The following is a 17,429-nucleotide window of genomic DNA, read 5'->3' as shown; positions in this document are numbered from 1 at the left end:
GATTCATGGTTTAAGGGGCGTCATCGAGTTTTGGGGTGCTCAAAAAGCCATGGATTTTTATTTTTAAATTCGCGGAGCCAGGGTGAAAAGTCCATTTCACCACCAGTGAACCAGCACCAGTCCTCGTGTTCGCTGCTGATTTTCGGAACGCCCCCTCTAAACTCAGTAGAGAAGATAATGTTGACCGATACCTTCTCCGGGAAAACCTGCTCAAATGCACCCAAAACATGCATGGGCCTGATTTCGAGGCCTGTCTCCTCATGGACTTCCCGTGATAGTGCCTCATCAAGTGTTTCACCACCATCAGGTTTTCCACCGGGAAGCTCCCACATTGAGGGGTTTGTTGCCGAATCACGGGATCTTTTCAGAATGAGAACACCATCATCACCCCTTATAAGGGCCCTAACGACCGGTATGAATGGTTTCATATTTTCACATCCCACGAACTTTTATTAGTCAGTTGAATGAAAGATTTGATTGATTCATTAATTAATCTGGGAGGATCATCCATTATGTTTTCTGATATTGAGGTTAACGATAAGGGACACCTTGTGATTGGGGGTGCCGATGCAGTTGAACTGGCAGATGAATACGGCACCCCACTCTATGTCATCGATGAGATGAGAATAAGGGACAATTACAAAAGGCTCCACAGGGCATTCTCCAGGAACTATTCAGATTTCCAGGTATTCTACGCCTGCAAGGCCAACACCAACCTCGCGGTTATGAGGATACTGGAGGAGGAGGGCAGTGGAATCGATGCCGTGTCTCCAGGGGAGATCTACACCGCCCTCATGGCGGGCTTTGACCCTGAAAGGATCCTCTACACCGGCAACAATGTGAGGGATGATGAGCTGCAGTTTGCACTTGAAGCGGGTGTGAGGATCAATATTGATTCAAGGTCACAGCTTCTGAGGCTGGCGGAGATGGCCCCTGAGGGACTTGAGGTATCATTCAGGGTCAACCCCCTTGTGGGTGCAGGCCACCATGAGCACTGCATCACCGGCGGGGAGATGAGCAAGTTCGGTATCATGGAAAGCGAGGCCCCCGAGGTTTACAGTCTCGCACTTGACCTTGGCCTTAAGCCGGTGGGTATACATGCCCATATAGGGTCAGGGATACTTGACCCGGAGCCCTTCATGCTGGCAGTTGAGTCCCTGATGGATATCGCAGGAAGGGTTCATGGGGAGACAGGGGTCGAATTTGAATTCATAGACTTCGGTGGAGGCCTGGGCATACCCTACACTCCAGATGAGGAGCCACTGGACATCGATGAATTCGCATCAAGGATAACGGGCCTCTTCAAGGATAAACTATCTGATTATGGCCTTGGAAAGCCTGTGATGTGCCTTGAGCCTGGAAGGTACATAGTTGGGGATGCATCATATCTCCTAACACGCGTTAACACAGTAAAGGAGAGCTACAGGAAATTCGCAGGGGTTGACGCAGGCTTCAACACACTGCTGAGGCCTGCCATGTATGGCTCCTACCACCACATCCTGGTTGCAGACAGGCCCCTTGCTGGGCCCTCAGGAAAGATAGACATAGCAGGGAATGTGTGTGAATCAGGGGACCTATTTGCAAGGGACAGGCCCATGCCTGAGGTCAATGAGGGTGACATCCTTGCCATCATGAATGCAGGTGCCTACTCCTTCTCAATGGCCTCCCAGTACAACTCCCGCCCACGACCAGCCGAGGTGCTTGTAAGGGATGGTGACGCCGAGGTTGTAAGGAGGAGGGAAACATTCGCTGATCTACTGGCAGGGCAGATTGTACCTGCAAGGCTCCTTAAGAGGTAGATAGAATGACGAGGATGGTAATGTTCTCCAAGATGCATGGACTTGGAAATGACTATGTGGTTATAGATGAGAGCACACAGGAATGCATACCAGAGGATAAAAAACCTGAATTCGTCAGGGAAGTCTGCACCAGGGGATTCTCTGTTGGGGCTGATGGCGCCATATTTGTCCAGCCAGCAGCTGGTGATGGGGATATAAGGTTCAGGATATTCAACGCCGATGGAAGCGAGGCAGAGATGTGCGGTAACGGGATAAGGTGCTTCTCAAAGTTTGTATACGACAATGCCATTGTGAGAAAGAGAAAACTTGATGTTGAAACCCTTGCAGGCATCAAAACCGTGGAGCTTGAGATTGGGGATGATGGTTCAGTGGTCTCCTCAAGGGTTGATATGGGCACAGCAACATTCAAGACAGACCAGATACCCATGGATGTGGGGGAATGCGAGTTCATAGACCGTTTCCTCCCGGTTGAGGGTGAGGATATCAAACTCACAGCCCTGAGCGTCGGGAACCCCCATGCGGTGATATTCGTGGATGATGCCGAATCGGTGGACCTGGAGCGGCTTGGCCCCGCAATAGAAAACCACCCCCTCTTTCCTGAGAGGATAAACGTGCACTTTGTTGAGGTGGTTGACCCATCTGAGATCATCATGGTGACATGGGAGAGGGGCGCCGGTCCAACCATGGCCTGTGGAACAGGGGCCACAGCCAGTGTGATTGCAGGGGTTAAACTTGAAAAACTGGATGACAGCGTCCTGGTGCATCTACCTGGAGGTGAACTTAAAATAGACGTCTATCAGGAGGGTACAGAGCTGGGGGCCTACATGGAGGGCGATTCTGTACTTGTCTTCGATGGGATACTGGTGAGGGATCCCTAGCCCCCACTCATAACAGCCCTTATGAGGACTATCTCCTCAAAGAAGTACCTCTCACTTGCAGTAACCTCAGCATCAAAACCCAGATTCCTGAGCCTTTCAAGCGTCCTCTCGGTGTCTGAGAGTGAGGATTGAACGATCTGGATTCTTCCACCGGGCTTGAGGTGTTCGGCCACATCATCCAGGAAGCGGTCTATAACCCTCCTCCCGTCGGGCCCCCCATTCCAGGCAAGGTCTATGGGGCCCTCTGTGATATCCTCCTCCCCCACAGGGAGGTAGGGGGTGTTGAAGAGTATAACATCGAATTTCTCACCCCTCACAGGATCAAAGAGGTCACCCTGGAGTAACCTTAACCTAGAGCCATTCAGGGCAGCGTTTTTCCTGGCACATTCAACTGCAGCGGGGTTTATATCTGTTGCAGTCACATCAGCCTTCTCTGAGGCCTTTATGGCAACCAGCCCAGTACCGGTGCCTATTTCAAGGACCATTTCGCCCTCTCCAACCTCAAGGTTATCTGCAAGAAGGAAGGTGTCCTCTGCAGGCTCATATACGTCCCTGCATGTTTCTATTTTCAGATCACCGTACCTTATCATTTCAACCATCCTCATCAAGGAGGAATATATCCTCGATGTGCTCCCCCCGAGGGCCCTTGTGATCCTGTGGGCGAGGATGAGGGAGGGGTTGTAGCGCCCCCTCTCAAGGGCTATTATGGTCTGCCTTGTAACCCCCACCATCTCTGCCAGTTCCTCCTGGGTCAATCCAAGTTTATTTCTGTATTCCCTTATCAGGGTTTTCAATTTTCCCTCTCCAGGCGATAGTTTGTCACTGATTTGGCGATAACCCCTGCAACCAGTGCAATCACCGGGACCGGATCCACGTAGGGGTCACCCTTAAGGGAACTTGAGATGAGCTGGATGAATATTCCCACAACAAGGACCGGCATCATGGCCCAGGCCGCGTTTCTCTCGGCTACTGCCTCGTGGATGTATTCCCTTTCATCCCTCCTGACCTTCCACATAACATCAAACATGTCAAGGAAGAGGAATACCAGCCATGCGGCCGTCACATATATTCTTGCCATGGTGCTGAGGGGCAGGAGCTGGACCGCTACAAGGATTAGAAGCACAGATGCCAGGTATGCAGCGCCCTGCCAGGTTTTAACTGAAACTCCCCAGCCACCATACTTTCTTCTGCCAAACCATTCGGGTCTTGCTATTATCAAAACAACCACCATGTAAAAAATAGTTTACATAATATTTATATTTTTCTATAGTGGACTGCACTTCAGAGGGGTCCCTGGTGCTCATGAGGACGCTGAGAGTTCCTCCATGCGTTCTGCTATTTCAAGTATCTCCTCTGGCTTCAGCTGAAAGACCCTCTTCTCAAGTATCTCAGATGGAAGAACATCCAGGACATCATTGAAGTCCAGATCGGCCTTTATCTCGTGGAACGACTCCCTGAGTGACTTGGAGGTTTTTTTCTTTCTGTGCTGAAAGAGGGCACGGCACACATCCTCAAAAGGGGCAGGGAGACTGAACCCCGTGGGCCTTACGGTCACGACTGCAGAGTCAACACGGGGCCTCGGGAAAAAACAGCCCGGTTTGAGGTGATCAACTATCTGGACCTCTGCAAGGAAGTGCAGCATTACAGAGAGCCTTGAGTAATCCCGTGTACCCGGCTCTGCAACCATCCTTGCAGCAAACTCCTTCTGGTACATGAGGACCCCTAACTCGAATTCATGCCTCAGAAGCCTGAAGGTTACAGGGGACGATATCTGGTAGGGTAGGTTGGATACCACCTTGTTGAATGCGGGAAAATCAACCTTAAGGGCGTCGCCAACAATGATATCCACATTGTCCCCTTTTATTCTATCGGCAAGGATCCCTGCGATGAAGGGGTCACTCTCGATTGCGGTGACATGACCTGCAAGTTCTGCCATGGGGAGTGTCAGTGTACCTATGCCGGCCCCTATCTCCAGGACATGATCATCGGGTCCCAGATTGGCATATCCCAGTATGCGCTGCCTCTTGCCGTCATCAACAAGGTAATTCTGCCCCAGACTCCTTCTGAGCCTGACACCGTACTTCCTCAGAACGTCCCTTGTCTCTCTGTAGAGTCCCGTCATAAAATAAATTGGTTATTGGGTTAAAATCAGTCCCTCTTCTTCTGGGGAGGTCTTGTGAATATTGTGTACTTCCTTTTTCCCCGCTTGGCGCCCTCAACATCCAGTTCCATGAGGACCCTCCTGACGATGAGTTTAACAGGGTCTGATAGCATCGGGACCCTGTTCTTTATGTCCTCAAAACTCTCAAAGGGCTTTTCCTCACGGGCCTTCAGGATATCCCACATATGCTTTTTACCGATTCCTGGAAGAAGTTCAAGCTGGTGAAGCCTGGTGCTTATGGGGCCCGCCTCATTGAAGAAACGCACGAACCTGTCCTCGTTGGACTTTATTATTTCCTCAATGACGTAGGGCAGTTCAACCCTGGCTGTGGCCGTGAGTTCATTGTGCCGGAGTCTCCTGTTGATCCTGGCTATCTTATCCCTTTTACCCTTACCTATGTAGACCTCCTCATGAATCTCAAGGTCAACATCTGGCCTGGGTGTTAACTCAAGGAGGGTGAACTCATCCTTTCCCAGAGCCTGGGCAACAGGCCTCTTCTTGAATGTACCGAAACCTTCACTCACGTAGCCAAGTGGAAGGTAATCCAGTATGATAGCGTACTCTTCCATGAAATCACATACTCTAATTTTTCAGGTCAGATATTATTTTTATTCGACCCGGTATTTATCTATTACCTCGAGTATGCCTGGCAGGTCCTCTGCCTTTATGGGGACCCTTTCCTTGGCAAAGATTAAACGGAGGTCAGATAGGTCCACAGGCATGATATCTGCGATCTTGACAGCATGCCTCCTCTTTATGTTGGGGATACCCATCAGTTCCTCAATGAGACTCCTGCTGGTTTCGGGGTCAAGCCTTGAAAAGCGGGTTACATGGTCAAGGACAAGGTTCTGCTCGTAGGTGAGCTCATGTTCTTCCCCGAATTTTTCGAGTATCTCCTTAACCTCTGCCATTGAAACAGGTTCACTTTCCAGAACCTTTTTCCCTATCATGGGAATCACTCTTGCATCTGAAGGTGCTCTGGCCTCACCACAAGCTGTTTCTCCTTGTTACCATCCCTTATGGACACCACATATGATCTGCCCATCATACCGGCAACACGGCCTGTTTTACCATGGAAGCGGGGGTGGGGCTGGCCCCGGTGGATGCTTGGATCTATTATTATGTGTACAAGGTCACCCTCACTGAAGCTCTGGATCTTCCTTGTTATCGGGTTTGATCTTCCAGGTCTTTTAACCTTCTGAAGCTTGTGTCTTGTTTTACTTCTGAAACCTCTTGATCTTCTCATTTTTTAACCTCCATAAAAAGCCTGTGATGGCTTGTAACAGTCATTAAAACCTTACAAGAATCAGACATCTAAACTTATAAGTTCTGTATTTAACATTTCCATAGATATATATTTTTCCTCAGGTCAGGGGATCTCTCAAGTTGAAGGGGAGACCATCATCAGGCTTGTCTTCCGGGTCAGATGAATCTTCATGTGGCCTCCCCTACCTCAAGGACATCAAGGCTGGCGCACCTTGCAGGGACACCCAGGATACTGCTCACACTGGGTTCTGTACGGCCCGAGTCCCCTGAGATCAGTTCCTTTATGTACAGTCCACCCTCAGCCTTTATTATGAGTTCCAGGTGATCGTCAAGGCGTTTCCAGGATATGTCAAGGACCCTGCGTTCCCTGATCCTGTCAGCCCTTCTGTGTGAAACCCTCAACGGGGTCCGCTGCCTTATCAGGTCAAGTTTCTCAAGTTTTACCAGGTCCTCATCAGACACGGCACCTTCGAGTTCAACAATGGCACGGTAGACCTTGTACTTTTTCCTTGATGACTCCTTGAGTTCCACCTTCCGGTTCCTTGAGGAGAACCTCAGATCAGCCACCTCAACCATGCCCCTGGCTCTTCTGTTTATCTCATCCTCCAGTGCCCCCAGATCTGGTGTGCGGATTGCCGGCTCCTTTATCTCCAGCACAAAGGGTCTTCCGGTTCCAAGCATCCGCACATCCACATCCTCCCTGCCGGAGCCATGGAACTTACTGTCACTTCCCCCTGTCGCCTCGAGGACAGGTTCTGATATGAGTTCCTCCACGGATGTGGGGTACATTTTACCGGTATAATCGCATCTGCTGCACCCCCTCCCACGGCAGCTCCTGCAGGGCCATTTTGTCTGGGGTATACCGCGGATAAGTTTACGGTATCGTCCCTCAATGAAGATGGGGTTTATCTGAACCTGGACCCTTATCTGCCCCCTCAGATCAACAGTTATTACAAGGTCAGGTGATTCAAAGTCCGCAGGGCATCGGAGGATGGAGGTGACCCTCTTGCCAAGTTCACGGTTCACCTCCCTTTTGATACCCTCCACCTGGATTCCAAGGCGTCTGTTTATCTCTTCATCAATTCTGAGCACATCATCAGGGAGCCTTGTACCCACAAGTACCGATGAGTACTCCAGGTTGGGGTCATCCACCTTCTCCCTGACCCTCAGGGCAGCCTCATCGAGCCTCTCAAACACATCGCCACATACCAGGCAGGGGCCTTCCAGATGGAGTGAAAATTCTTCAACAAGCCTTTCACCCCTCAGGCGGTTTCCAGGACCCTCCATGACGTCAGAAAAGCGTCTTCCAAGGCAGTGGGGACATATTTTAGAGTCTGTGATATCCAAGATGGCATCAAGTCTTTCCTGAACGTCCATTTTAATTCTCCTGGTTTAAATCAGATCTACCTCATGAACTGCCTCATCAGCTGACCCATTGGGCCACCCATCTTCCTTCTGCCAAGGCCCTTCATGGCCTTCCTGGTGACCCTGTAGTACTTTAAAAGTTCCTTGACGTCCTCGTTCCGGGTACCTGACCCCCTTGATATTCTTCGGATCCTGGATTGCTTGATTATGTCGGGTTTTTCCAGTTCCTCCTCTGTCATGGAGTCCATTATGATAAGGTACTTCCTTATGGTCTCCTCGGTCATCTTTGTGGCGTCCTTGGGGAGTTTCCCGACACCCGGGAGCATATTCATGACCTGCTGCAGGGGCCCCATCTTGCCCATCATCTCAAACTGGACCCTCATATCCTTCAGTGTGAACTTCCCGGATAGTATGGCGTCGAGGGATTCCTCAGCAAGTTCCTCATCTGAGACCTCCTCAACCTTTTCAAGGAGGCTCTTGAGGTCCCCCATTCCAAGAAGCCTTGATATGAACCTTTCAGGGTCGAATACCTCCAGGTCATCTATCCGCTCCCCGGTACCTATGAACCTGATGGGGGCACCAATCTCTGCAACCGCTGAAAGTGCACCTCCACCCTTGGCTGACCCATCAAGCTTTGTAACGATTATTGACCCGATATCTGTGGCCTCCCTGAATGCAAGGGCCTGTTCCCTTGCCTGCTGGCCAATTGTCCCATCGATTACGAGTATGGCCTCATGGGGTTTAATGACTGCCGAGAGTTCCTCCATCTCCCTGAGGAGGTCCTTCTCCTCCTTGTGCCTTCCTGCGGTGTCGAATATGATAACATCCTTTTTCTGAAACCTTTCAAGCCCCTTCTCTGCAATGTCAAGGGCGTCTTTGTTTTCAGGGTCCCCGTAGACACTGATATCCTGGCCCTCTGTGTACTGTTTCAGCTGTTCAAAGGCCGCGGGTCTCCAGGTGTCTGTACAGACCACACCCACGGTGAAACCCTTCTTACGAAGGTACCTTGCAAGTTTACCGATGGTTGTTGTTTTACCACTTCCCTGAAGCCCCAGAAAGAGTATCCTGTAGGGTTTCTCCTCTATCTTTAATTCATGGGACCTTTCACCAAGGAGCTTAACCATCTCCTCGTAGACTATGCTTATGATGTGCTCCTTGGGTGTTATCCCCTTTGGAGGCTCCTCGTTAAGAGCACGCTCCTCTATTGATTTTGAAAGGTTGAATACAAGTTTTATGTTAACATCAGACTGGATCAGGGCCCTCTGTATATCCTTAATGACTTCCTTCACGACCTCCTCATCAACTATGGTCATCCCCGCCAGTTTTTTCATAGTTTTACTGAGACTCCTGCCCAGATTTCCAAGCATAATTTCACCTGCAGTGATCAGTAATCATTAACTATTGTTGGGGCCAACTTATATATTAAGATCCTTTATAAAGCGTATCCTGTGACGCTTTTGATACGCTGAAACAGTCAGGTCATGATCACTGTTCACAGACCATAACGGGTGATTGAAAAATGCTTGATAAACTAAAGGAAAGCCTCAGAAATTCCCCTGTAATAAAGAAGGGGGAGTACGACTACTTTGTTAACCCTGTAACTGATGGGATACCACTCACAGAGCCTGAACTCCTTGAGGAAATTGCAGATGAAATAGTGAGAAGATTCAACCCAGATCCGGCCAGTGTGGATAAGATAGTGTGCATTGAGGCCATGGGCATACACCATGCCACGGTGCTCTCACTCAAAACCCGCATACCCTTTGTTGTCGTGAGAAAAAGGATGTACGGCCTCCCTGGGGAGGTTGCGGTCCACCAGATGACAGGTTACAGTGAGGGAGAACTTTACATAAACGGTGTTGATGGGGACGACCGTGTAATGGTAATAGATGACGTCGTGAGTACCGGCGGAACACTGCTGGCTGTCCTCGAGGCCCTCAGGGAGATGGAAGTGGAGGTTGTGGACGTTGTAACCGTCATAGATAAGGGTGAGGGCTCAAGGGTGGTGAAGGAGAGGACAGGGTTCACTGTAAGGAGCCTTGTGAAGGTGGATGTTGTTGACGGGCGGGTCACCGTTGAGGACATCCCTCATGGGGGCTGAATGATTAAATGTCACTCTATGATCTTGAAACAGAAAGGGTTATCAGGGAAATAAAACGCATCAAAGCAGATGTTGTTGGACTTCAATTTCCTGAGGGACTTAAAACAAGGGCTGTTGAACTTGCAGAGATTATAGAATCAGAAACTGATGCGACAACTGTTATATCTGCAGATCCATGCTTCGGAGCATGTGATGTTTCAGACAGGAAGATGAAGGGCATGGCTGATCTCATAATCCACTACGGGCACACACCGTTTCCCATTGACTATGAGGTGCCCGTCATATTCATCGAGGCCCGTTCAGGGGTTGATGTAAGGGGGGTCCTTGAGGATGCCTCCCGTCTCCTGGATGGTCACGAAAGGGTGGGCCTTGCAACAACCGCACAGCACCTCCACCTCCTTGATGAGGCAGCGTCTTTCCTTGAGGAGAGGGGCTTTGAGGTTGTTAAGGGCCCAGGGGTAAACACCGCCGAGGGCCAGGTACTCGGGTGTAACTTTTCAGCCATCAGAAATACCGATGCAGATGCATACCTCTTCATCGGAAGCGGAAACTTCCATCCACTGGGCATAAAACTTTTAACAGGAATGGATGTTGTGGTGGCTGACCCCTACCATGGTGAAGTAAGGAGACTGGATGAATTCGCAGATAGGGTCCTCAGGATCAGATTCGCAAGGATAAACAGGGCCTCCTCCGCCAGTAGGTGGGGGATAATAGTCTCATCAAAGGAGGGGCAGAGGAGATTCAAACTGGCCCTTGAGATAAAAAGGAAGCTGGAGTCTGCTGGAAGGGATGCATTCATCTTCCTGCTTGAAAACGTATCACCGGAGGCACTGCTGCCATTCAGGGAGATCGAGGCGTTCGTGGTTACAGCTTGCCCAAGGATTGCCATTGACGATTCGCAGATCTATGATAGGCCACTCCTTAACCCATCGGAACTTGATATCGCCCTTGGTGAAAGGGAATGGGAGGATTACGTCCTCGATGAGATAATATTCTCCTGAATATCTTCACTGATGGTTTAACTGGATCCTGCAGAAACCATGTTAACGATCTTACCTGGGATCGGTGGTTCACTGAGAAGCAGACGGATAATCCTGCAGAAACCATGTTAACATCTTACAGCCATACGCTGTGAGTAACGATCGATCCTCAACTTATCATACAAAAAGCATATATATAATCAGAAAGTAATCATAACCCACTGTAACTATGAGGTATTGTTTTTACCTTCAAGAGGTGAATGGATGAAAGTTAAATCTGGGGACATAGTTTTTCCCGGAGACTTTTTAGCTGTAAGTGAAGAGGTGCTCCCCTCAGAGGGGACCTACGACGACGATGGAGAAATAAAGTCCCTTGTTGTTGGAGAGGTTGCAAGGGATGATAGGAATAAGAGCATAAAGGTAATCTCAAAGTTCAGCACACCACCCGTCCTCAGGACAGGCTCAAGGGTTATTGGAGAGGTAATAGATGTGAGGGGCCAGAGGGCCCTTGTGAGGATACACAGCATCAAGGGTAACAGGAGGGCCCTTGCAACCTACTTTGTTGGGGGCGTCCATGTTTCACAGGCAAAGAAGGGCTACCTCTCGAAACTTACAGAGGCCTTCAGGATAGGGGATATAGTGGAGGCAAGGGTTACAAAGGTTATGGGCCTTGATGGTATAGACCTCCAGACATCATCCCGTGACCTGGGTGTCATAAAGGCCATGTGCACAAGGTGCAGGCACTTCATGGAGATGAACGGCAGGGACGAGGTTAGGTGTCCCAACTGTGAAAACAGGGAAAAAAGGAAATTATCAGCTAATTATGAAGGTTAAGGGGTAATGAAAAATGGAAGTCATTCTTAACAAGAGATATGAAATGGAGATAGTATTCGAGGGCGAAACACACACCCTCTGCAATGTACTGAGGAGCATACTGATGGAGGATGAAACCGTTAAGGCAGCGTCCTACTCCATCGACCACCCAATAGTGGGGGAACCACAGCTTTACATAAGGGCAAGGAGCCCCAAAAAGTCACTCATTAAGGCTGCCGGGACTCTCATTGAGAGATGCGATGAGTTCAGGTCACTCATAGAGTCAGCCTAACTATTTTTTATGGAGAACCGTAATTTCAGGCAGATAAAATCCGAGATAAGGATTCTCGGGATAGATGACGCCCCATTCACACCCAGAAGTGACGAGGACGTGCTTCTCGTGGGCACAGTCTTCAGGGGAGGGCACTGGCTTGACGGGGTCCTCACAACGAAGATAAGGGTGGATGGGGATGATGCCACTGAAAAGATAGTTGAAATGGTGAATGGCTCAAGGCACCTCAACCAGCTGAGGGTTATAATGCTGGACGGCCTCACCTTCGGCGGCTTCAACGTGGCGGATATAAATGGGATATCCTCAAGAACCGGACTCCCCGTCATAGTGGTTGTACGCAAATACCCCGACCTTGAGAGGATAAGGAGAGCCCTGAAGCACAGATTCCCTGACTGGAAGAAGAGGTGGCAGATGATAGAGGACGCAGGGGAGATCCACCGGGTAGAATCCACCGAGGCGGTCTACATACAGACTGCCGGTATAGACCCGGAGGATGCAGCTGAGATTGTGAGGCTCTCAACGACCAGAAGTTCCATTCCCGAGCCCCTCCGGGCGGCACATCTCATCGCATCAGGGGTTAAACTGGGCGAGTCAAGGGGCAGCGCATGAGGTATTGATATGAGGGCACCACTACTCACAGTGGATGTGATAATAAGGTTATCAGAGGACACCCTGGTACTTGTAAGAAGGGGAAAACCCCCATATGAGGGCTCATGGGCCATTCCAGGAGGATTCGTTGAATACGGGGAAACAGTGGAAGAAGCTGCAAGGAGGGAGGCCTTCGAGGAGACCGGACTTGAGGTGGAACTGGAGGGACTTCTTGGCGTATACTCGGACCCCTCAAGGGATCCCAGGGGGCACACCGTGAGCATATGCTTCATTGCAGCTGCTTCAGGAAGACCCGTTGGAGGATCCGATGCTGCCGAAGCCAGGGTGTTCCATATTGATGATATACCCTATGATAACCTTGCATTTGACCATTCACGGATACTTGATGACTTCATAAAATCCATTAGAAACCAGAATAGAGTAAATTAAATCAAAAAAATTATAAGTGTCATTGCAGAAAAATTTTAAAAATCAAAAAATTTAGTTTCTCTTATCAGGAGGAAGAAAATGGAGTTCTGTCCCAAGTGCGGAGCTGTAATGTTTCCTGCGAAGGGAAAATTCAGCTGTCAGTGTGGCTATGAAAAGGATATCACAGATAAACTCAAGGACAAATACAACTTTTCAGAGGAAGTTGAATCAAAGGACAACGTCATATTCACAGGAGATGATGTGAGCACACTACCAACAACAAGGGTGGAATGCCCAAAATGCGGTAACATGGAGGCCTTCTGGTGGCTGCAGCAGACAAGAAGGGCTGATGAATCTGAAACAAGGTTCTTCAGGTGCACCCGCTGCAAGTACACCTGGAGGGAATACGATTGAGGCATGAAGTGCTCGGCTCCAGAATTCCTGAAGATGGATTGAGGACGGTTCACGATGAGCACCGAAAAAACTGGAACCAAAGATTCCGGAACTGAAAGCAAAGAGAAATCAGAGGAACCCAGTTTTCTGAAGGGTTTCATATCAAGGATAAGGGAAGAAATCCAGAATGATGAATCTGATCATGGATTCCCGGTGACACTGATAATAAGGTACCGGGATGACATAGTCAGGTACTCAGCCATGGTCCTTGGAGCGGTCCTTATAATCGCAGGAATAATCGCAATTATTGGATCCTCAGAGAGGGTTGTGGATAACGTTGTCTCAGGTGAGAACACAGTCATTGCAGCATTCCTCATACTCACTGGTCTCCTGCTGCTTGGAGCCTCGATGGTACAGAGCATCGTAGGCAGGACCCCCCTTGAAAGGTTCTATAAACAGGTTAAGAGTGCTGAAACAGGGGAAGAGGAAAAAGAGGAGAAATAGTATATAAAGAATGACCCCAATATCTAGCTATATAGGATAAGGAGGACGAAAATGTTCAAGGCAGAATTGAATGATCCTAACATTTTAAGGACGAGTTTCGATGCCATATCATCCATCGTTGATGAGGTTCAGATACAGATCAGTGCCGAAGGCCTGCGTCTCGACGCCCTTGACAGGTCCCACATCACATACGTGCACCTTGAACTGAAATCTGAACTCTTCGATGAATATGTCTGCGATGAACCAGAGAAGATAAACGTGGATACAGAGGAACTCATGAAGGTCCTCAAGAGGGCCAAGGCAAACGACAGGGTTATACTCTCAACCGATGAGGGGAACCTTATAGTCCAGTTTGAGGGAGAGGCAGTAAGGACCTTCAAGATAAGGCTGATTGACATTGAATACGAAACCCCAAGTCCTCCTGAAATCCAGTATGAGAACGAATTTGAGGTGCCATTCCAGCTCCTCAAGGACTCAATAGCAGATATAGACATATTCTCAGATAAGATAACATTCCGTGTTGATGAGGATCGCTTCATGGCATCTGCTGAGGGAGAATTCGGAGACGCCGAGATAGAATATCTCCATGGTGAAAAGATAAGTAAACCTGCAAGGAGTGTTTACTCACTTGACAAGATAAAGGAGATGCTCAAGGCCGATAAGTTCAGTGAGACAGCAATCATCAACCTGGGAGATGACATGCCCCTTAAATTAACACTGAAGATGGCCAGCAATGAGGGAGAGCTGAGTTTCCTCCTTGCTCCAAGAATCGAGGCAGAGGAATAACTGCTGGTGAGGAATGGGGTTGGACGAATTCTTTCAGAAACTGAGGAGGATTCAGAAAAAGGAGAGAACTGAAAGCGGTCTTGCAAGGGTTGGTGATGACTTCTATGAGAGGGTCCACAGCTACCTGGAGGATCTCCTCGAGGCGGTTGGAAATGACCCCTTTGCAAAGGAACACTACCTTATAAGGGACACCCAGAGGATAGCCACCGAGATATGTGAGAGAAGGGAGCACAAGATAACAGACAGTGCAGTGATGAACGTCCAGAGGTCATACCACCTGTTCAACGGGAAACCCCAGTTTGACCTCCAGGATACAACTCCCCTCAACATGACCCCCGAGGAGGAGGAACTCTACTTTTCACTTATAGAGACCCTGAGGGAATTCAGGGAGAAAATAATTCCTTCGATAGAACTTGATAAGGAGAAAGAGAAACCACGTGCAGAACCTGAAGTTATCCAGAAGCCGAAGAAAAAAGATTCCCTATCCTCTGAAAATGAAATCAGGGGCAATGCACTGGATGATAGGGGAGGCATTGAGACGGTGCTGATATTTGAGGAGGTGCCTGCAAGGATAATGGGGGTCGATGAAAAAATTTACGGCCCATTCAGGCCACAGGACATTGTTACACTCCCATCTCTCAATGCAGATGTGTTTATAAATGCAAGGAAGGGAAGGAGGATAAGGTACTCATAAATACCATTCTCCCGGCACATTTCTGTCTGTCTGAAAGGTTCCATACAAAGGTATAAATAGAGATTTGAGATATACTAACCCAGTATAAAAAAAGTTCCAGTTATTTTAAAGGCTTACTTTTTCACTTAAGAGGTGATTAGATATGAAGATTCCCAAGGAAAGAAGAACTTACTGTCCAAACTGTAGAAAACACACAGTTCACGAGGTACTTGAATCAAAAAGAAGAAAGGCAAGTGAACTCAAATGGGGTCAGAGGCAGTTCAGACGTGTAACAGCCGGTTACAGGGGTTACCCACGTCCACTCCCCTCAGGTAACAAACCCGTCAAGAAGCTTGACCTCAGGCTCAAATGCAAGGAATGTGGAAAATCACACATCAAGAAAAGGTCCTTCAGGGCTGGAAGAGTTGAATTTGTAGCCTAGGGGTGATATGTGTGATGTTCTACAATACGAAAGGTAATTTTCTCCGGGTTAAATGTATGGACTGCGGTAACCAGCAGGTGGTCTTTGACAGGGCAGCATCATACGTCCAGTGCATAATCTGCGGTAAAACACTTGTTGAGCCAACAGGAGGAAAATCAAAGATCAAAGCCCAGATTCTAGAGGTCCTGGATTAATCTAGGTGTTTTTCATGGTAAGAAGAAAAAATGAATGGCCTGAAGAGGGTGAACTGGTGGTTGGGACCGTTCACAAGGTCCTCAACTACGGCGCCTTCGCAACCCTGGAGGAATATCCAGGGAAGGAGGCTTTCATTCACATATCCGAGGTATCCTCTGGATGGGTTAAGAATATAAGGGACTTCGTAAGGGAGAACCAGAAGATAGTTGCCAGGGTCCTCCGTGTGAACCCAAGGAAGGGGCACGTGGATGTTTCCATGAAAAGGATAAGGGAGGACCAGCGTACAAAGAAGATCCAGGCCTGGAAAATAGAACAGAAGGCTGAAAAGTTCCTTGAACTGGCAGCAAAGGATCTGGGAAAGGACCTTGACACGGCCTACGAGGAGGTCGGATACGAACTCATGGACATATTCGGCGACCTCTACGGCGCGTTTGAAACCGCTGCAGAGGAGGGTGAAAAGGCACTTCTGGAGGAGGGCGTCCCAGAGGACTGGGCCGCTGCCATAACAGAGGTGGCCAAACGTAACATAACACCCCCCGAGGTTCAGATCACTGGATATGTTGATATAAAGTCCTATGCACCCAACGGTGTTGAAATAATCAGGAAGGCCCTTAAATCTGCCCAGGATGAGGGCATAACCGTCCAGGCCGTCGGGGCCCCCAGGTACAGGCTTATAGTGAAATCAACAGATTACCTCAAGGCCGAGAAACAGCTCAAGGAAGCGGCCCAGAGGTGCATAGATATAGTGGAAAAAGAGGGTGGAGAGGGAGAATTCCTCCGTGAACTGACATGAAGATGAGAAGATGCCGTTCATGCATGGAGTACACCCTTAGGGATGTATGCCCCCGCTGCGGCGGATCAACAGGGGTTGTTTATCCCCCAAAATTTTCCCCTGAGGACAGGTATGGCGAATACCGGAGAAGACTCAAAAGAGAGGTTTTACTTGAGGAGTAGTGGTGAATAAAATGAGGGAAACAACCATAAATATTCTGGAGGATGTTGAACTTTCCAGCCCGGTTTTCATTGAGGCGCTTCCAGGGATAGGGCATGTCGGGAAACTCGCAGCTGACCATATAATAGATGAACTCCAGGCTGTCAGGTTCGCTGAACTCTACTCTCCATCATTCCCACCACAGGTTCTGGTAGATGAGAATGGCATAGTTGAACCCATGAAGAACGAGTTCTACTACCTCAGGGAGGCTGGTGAGGATAAAAGGGATTATATAATACTTGTTGGGAACACCCAGGGCCTTTCACCTGAGGGCCAGTATGAGATCTGCGGCATGATACTAGACTTTGTTGAGGGCTACGGGGTTGAGAGGATATACACCCTTGGAGGACTTGCAACCGGTCAGCCTGTTGATAAGGCAAGGGTTTACGGTGCAGCCACAGATATGGAGCTTGCTGAGAGCCTTAAAGAGCACGATGTTATCCTTCGCTCTGCAGATGGGGGTATAATAGGTGCCTCAGGACTCCTCCTTGGAATGGGAAGGATGAGGGGTATGCGTGGAGTTTGCCTCATGGGTGAAACACCAGGCTACTTCATAGATGCGGAGGCTGCCAGGGCGCTTCTGGAGGTGCTCCTTGAGATGACAAAACTACAGGTGGACCTTGAGAAACTCGAGGAGCGTGCAGAGGAGACACGGAAGATGATCTCCAGGGCCCAGCAGATGGAGCAGGAGATGATTGACAGGATGAATCTCAAGCCCGGCGAGGAGGACCTCCGTTACATAGGTTAACTCTCAATTATTTTTTCTGGCTGAT

At 49.1% G+C, this 17,429-nt stretch carries 26 protein-coding genes and 1 pseudogene; 17 read left to right on the top strand and 10 right to left on the bottom strand.

Annotated elements, in window-relative coordinates:
* Positions 1–20: 20 nt before the first annotated feature.
* Positions 21–428, bottom strand: coding sequence for an NUDIX domain-containing protein (locus AB9H23_RS07175; RefSeq protein WP_321211243.1), 408 nt, complete (start codon positions 426–428; stop codon positions 21–23).
* A gap of 84 nt (positions 429–512) precedes the next feature.
* Between AB9H23_RS07175 and lysA the strand changes: the two genes are divergently transcribed.
* Positions 513–1,799: a diaminopimelate decarboxylase gene (gene lysA, locus AB9H23_RS07170; protein ID WP_370004627.1), complete on the top strand. Its 1,287-nt coding sequence runs from the start codon at positions 513–515 to the stop codon at positions 1,797–1,799.
* A 5-nt stretch (positions 1,800–1,804) separates the two neighbouring features.
* On the top strand, positions 1,805–2,677 hold the full coding sequence (gene dapF, locus AB9H23_RS07165) for a diaminopimelate epimerase (RefSeq protein ID WP_370004626.1): 873 nt from the start codon (positions 1,805–1,807) through the stop codon (positions 2,675–2,677).
* On the opposite strand, the gene AB9H23_RS07160 is transcribed toward dapF, so the two are convergent.
* The 9 genes and pseudogenes from AB9H23_RS07160 to AB9H23_RS07120 all read right to left on the bottom strand — a co-directional run bounded on the left by AB9H23_RS07160 (position 2,674) and on the right by AB9H23_RS07120 (position 8,836).
* Complete coding sequence (locus AB9H23_RS07160) at positions 2,674–3,267, bottom strand: HemK2/MTQ2 family protein methyltransferase (RefSeq protein ID WP_370004625.1); 594 nt, start codon at positions 3,265–3,267, stop codon at positions 2,674–2,676. The two genes, dapF and AB9H23_RS07160, sit on opposite strands and share 4 nt — an antisense overlap.
* A gap of 1 nt (position 3,268) precedes the next feature.
* Positions 3,269–3,471 (bottom strand): annotated as a pseudogene (locus AB9H23_RS07155) (helix-turn-helix transcriptional regulator).
* Positions 3,468–3,905 carry a hypothetical protein gene (locus AB9H23_RS07150; RefSeq protein WP_370005979.1) on the bottom strand — a complete coding sequence of 146 codons (438 nt, stop codon included), beginning with the start codon at positions 3,903–3,905 and terminating at the stop codon, positions 3,468–3,470. The pseudogene AB9H23_RS07155 and the gene AB9H23_RS07150 overlap by 4 nt, the downstream one beginning before the upstream one ends.
* A gap of 72 nt (positions 3,906–3,977) precedes the next feature.
* A complete protein-coding gene (rsmA, locus tag AB9H23_RS07145; protein WP_370004624.1) occupies positions 3,978–4,799 on the bottom strand; it encodes a 16S rRNA (adenine(1518)-N(6)/adenine(1519)-N(6))-dimethyltransferase RsmA in 822 nt (273 codons plus the stop codon).
* Positions 4,800–4,825: 26 nt separating this feature from the next.
* Complete coding sequence (locus AB9H23_RS07140; RefSeq protein ID WP_147671364.1) at positions 4,826–5,407, bottom strand: DUF655 domain-containing protein; 582 nt, start codon at positions 5,405–5,407, stop codon at positions 4,826–4,828.
* 39 nt (positions 5,408–5,446) lie between these two features.
* On the bottom strand, positions 5,447–5,788 hold the full coding sequence (locus tag AB9H23_RS07135; protein ID WP_300477675.1) for an RNA polymerase Rpb4 family protein: 342 nt from the start codon (positions 5,786–5,788) through the stop codon (positions 5,447–5,449).
* Between the two features lie 5 nt (positions 5,789–5,793).
* Complete coding sequence (locus tag AB9H23_RS07130) at positions 5,794–6,084, bottom strand: 50S ribosomal protein L21e (RefSeq protein ID WP_013296488.1); 291 nt, start codon at positions 6,082–6,084, stop codon at positions 5,794–5,796.
* 188 nt (positions 6,085–6,272) lie between these two features.
* A complete protein-coding gene (locus AB9H23_RS07125) occupies positions 6,273–7,481 on the bottom strand; it encodes a tRNA pseudouridine(54/55) synthase Pus10 (protein WP_370004623.1) in 1,209 nt (402 codons plus the stop codon).
* Between the two features lie 26 nt (positions 7,482–7,507).
* Positions 7,508–8,836, bottom strand: coding sequence for a signal recognition particle protein Srp54 (locus tag AB9H23_RS07120; RefSeq protein ID WP_370004622.1), 1,329 nt, complete (start codon positions 8,834–8,836; stop codon positions 7,508–7,510).
* A 152-nt stretch (positions 8,837–8,988) separates the two neighbouring features.
* On the opposite strand from AB9H23_RS07120, the gene hpt reads away from it, so the two are divergent.
* The 15 genes from hpt to AB9H23_RS07045 all read left to right on the top strand — a co-directional run bounded on the left by hpt (position 8,989) and on the right by AB9H23_RS07045 (position 17,404).
* A complete protein-coding gene (gene hpt / locus AB9H23_RS07115; protein WP_370004621.1) occupies positions 8,989–9,570 on the top strand; it encodes a hypoxanthine/guanine phosphoribosyltransferase in 582 nt (193 codons plus the stop codon).
* Between the two features lie 8 nt (positions 9,571–9,578).
* The gene (dph2, locus tag AB9H23_RS07110) at positions 9,579–10,571 is read left to right on the top strand and encodes a diphthamide biosynthesis enzyme Dph2 (protein WP_370004620.1); all 993 of its coding nucleotides are present in this window, start codon (positions 9,579–9,581) and stop codon (positions 10,569–10,571) included.
* Positions 10,572–10,814: 243 nt separating this feature from the next.
* A complete protein-coding gene (locus AB9H23_RS07105) occupies positions 10,815–11,384 on the top strand; it encodes an exosome complex RNA-binding protein Csl4 (protein ID WP_013296483.1) in 570 nt (189 codons plus the stop codon).
* Between the two features lie 13 nt (positions 11,385–11,397).
* The gene (locus AB9H23_RS07100) at positions 11,398–11,655 is read left to right on the top strand and encodes a DNA-directed RNA polymerase subunit L (protein ID WP_370004619.1); all 258 of its coding nucleotides are present in this window, start codon (positions 11,398–11,400) and stop codon (positions 11,653–11,655) included.
* A gap of 9 nt (positions 11,656–11,664) precedes the next feature.
* Positions 11,665–12,264 carry a DUF99 family protein gene (locus AB9H23_RS07095; RefSeq protein WP_370004618.1) on the top strand — a complete coding sequence of 200 codons (600 nt, stop codon included), beginning with the start codon at positions 11,665–11,667 and terminating at the stop codon, positions 12,262–12,264.
* Positions 12,265–12,273: 9 nt separating this feature from the next.
* Positions 12,274–12,693 (top strand): NUDIX domain-containing protein, encoded by a 420-nt coding sequence (locus AB9H23_RS07090; protein ID WP_370004617.1) that lies wholly within the window; start codon positions 12,274–12,276, stop codon positions 12,691–12,693.
* Positions 12,694–12,771: 78 nt separating this feature from the next.
* A complete protein-coding gene (locus AB9H23_RS07085) occupies positions 12,772–13,086 on the top strand; it encodes a transcription factor S (RefSeq protein ID WP_013296479.1) in 315 nt (104 codons plus the stop codon).
* A 54-nt stretch (positions 13,087–13,140) separates the two neighbouring features.
* On the top strand, positions 13,141–13,569 hold the full coding sequence (locus tag AB9H23_RS07080; protein ID WP_370004615.1) for a hypothetical protein: 429 nt from the start codon (positions 13,141–13,143) through the stop codon (positions 13,567–13,569).
* Positions 13,570–13,620: 51 nt separating this feature from the next.
* On the top strand, positions 13,621–14,355 hold the full coding sequence (pcn, locus tag AB9H23_RS07075; RefSeq protein ID WP_147671369.1) for a proliferating cell nuclear antigen (pcna): 735 nt from the start codon (positions 13,621–13,623) through the stop codon (positions 14,353–14,355).
* A gap of 19 nt (positions 14,356–14,374) precedes the next feature.
* Entirely contained in the window at positions 14,375–15,049 is a 675-nt protein-coding gene (locus AB9H23_RS07070; protein WP_370004614.1) for a hypothetical protein, read from the top strand.
* A 142-nt stretch (positions 15,050–15,191) separates the two neighbouring features.
* Complete coding sequence (locus AB9H23_RS07065) at positions 15,192–15,470, top strand: 50S ribosomal protein L44e (RefSeq protein WP_013296475.1); 279 nt, start codon at positions 15,192–15,194, stop codon at positions 15,468–15,470.
* Positions 15,471–15,484: 14 nt separating this feature from the next.
* Entirely contained in the window at positions 15,485–15,664 is a 180-nt protein-coding gene (locus AB9H23_RS07060; RefSeq protein WP_013296474.1) for a 30S ribosomal protein S27e, read from the top strand.
* 14 nt (positions 15,665–15,678) lie between these two features.
* Entirely contained in the window at positions 15,679–16,458 is a 780-nt protein-coding gene (locus AB9H23_RS07055; RefSeq protein WP_300477693.1) for a translation initiation factor IF-2 subunit alpha, read from the top strand.
* Positions 16,455–16,619: an RNA-protein complex protein Nop10 gene (locus tag AB9H23_RS07050; protein ID WP_147671371.1), complete on the top strand. Its 165-nt coding sequence runs from the start codon at positions 16,455–16,457 to the stop codon at positions 16,617–16,619. Before AB9H23_RS07055 ends, AB9H23_RS07050 begins: the two co-directional genes overlap by 4 nt.
* Positions 16,620–16,630: 11 nt before the next feature.
* On the top strand, positions 16,631–17,404 hold the full coding sequence (locus tag AB9H23_RS07045) for a proteasome assembly chaperone family protein (protein WP_147671372.1): 774 nt from the start codon (positions 16,631–16,633) through the stop codon (positions 17,402–17,404).
* Positions 17,405–17,429 lie beyond the last annotated feature (25 nt).

The organism is Methanothermobacter sp. KEPCO 2 (assembly GCF_041228365.1).
Lineage (GTDB): Archaea > Methanobacteriota > Methanobacteria > Methanobacteriales > Methanothermobacteraceae > Methanothermobacter > Methanothermobacter marburgensis.
This window is presented reverse-complemented; position numbering and strand designations above follow the sequence as displayed.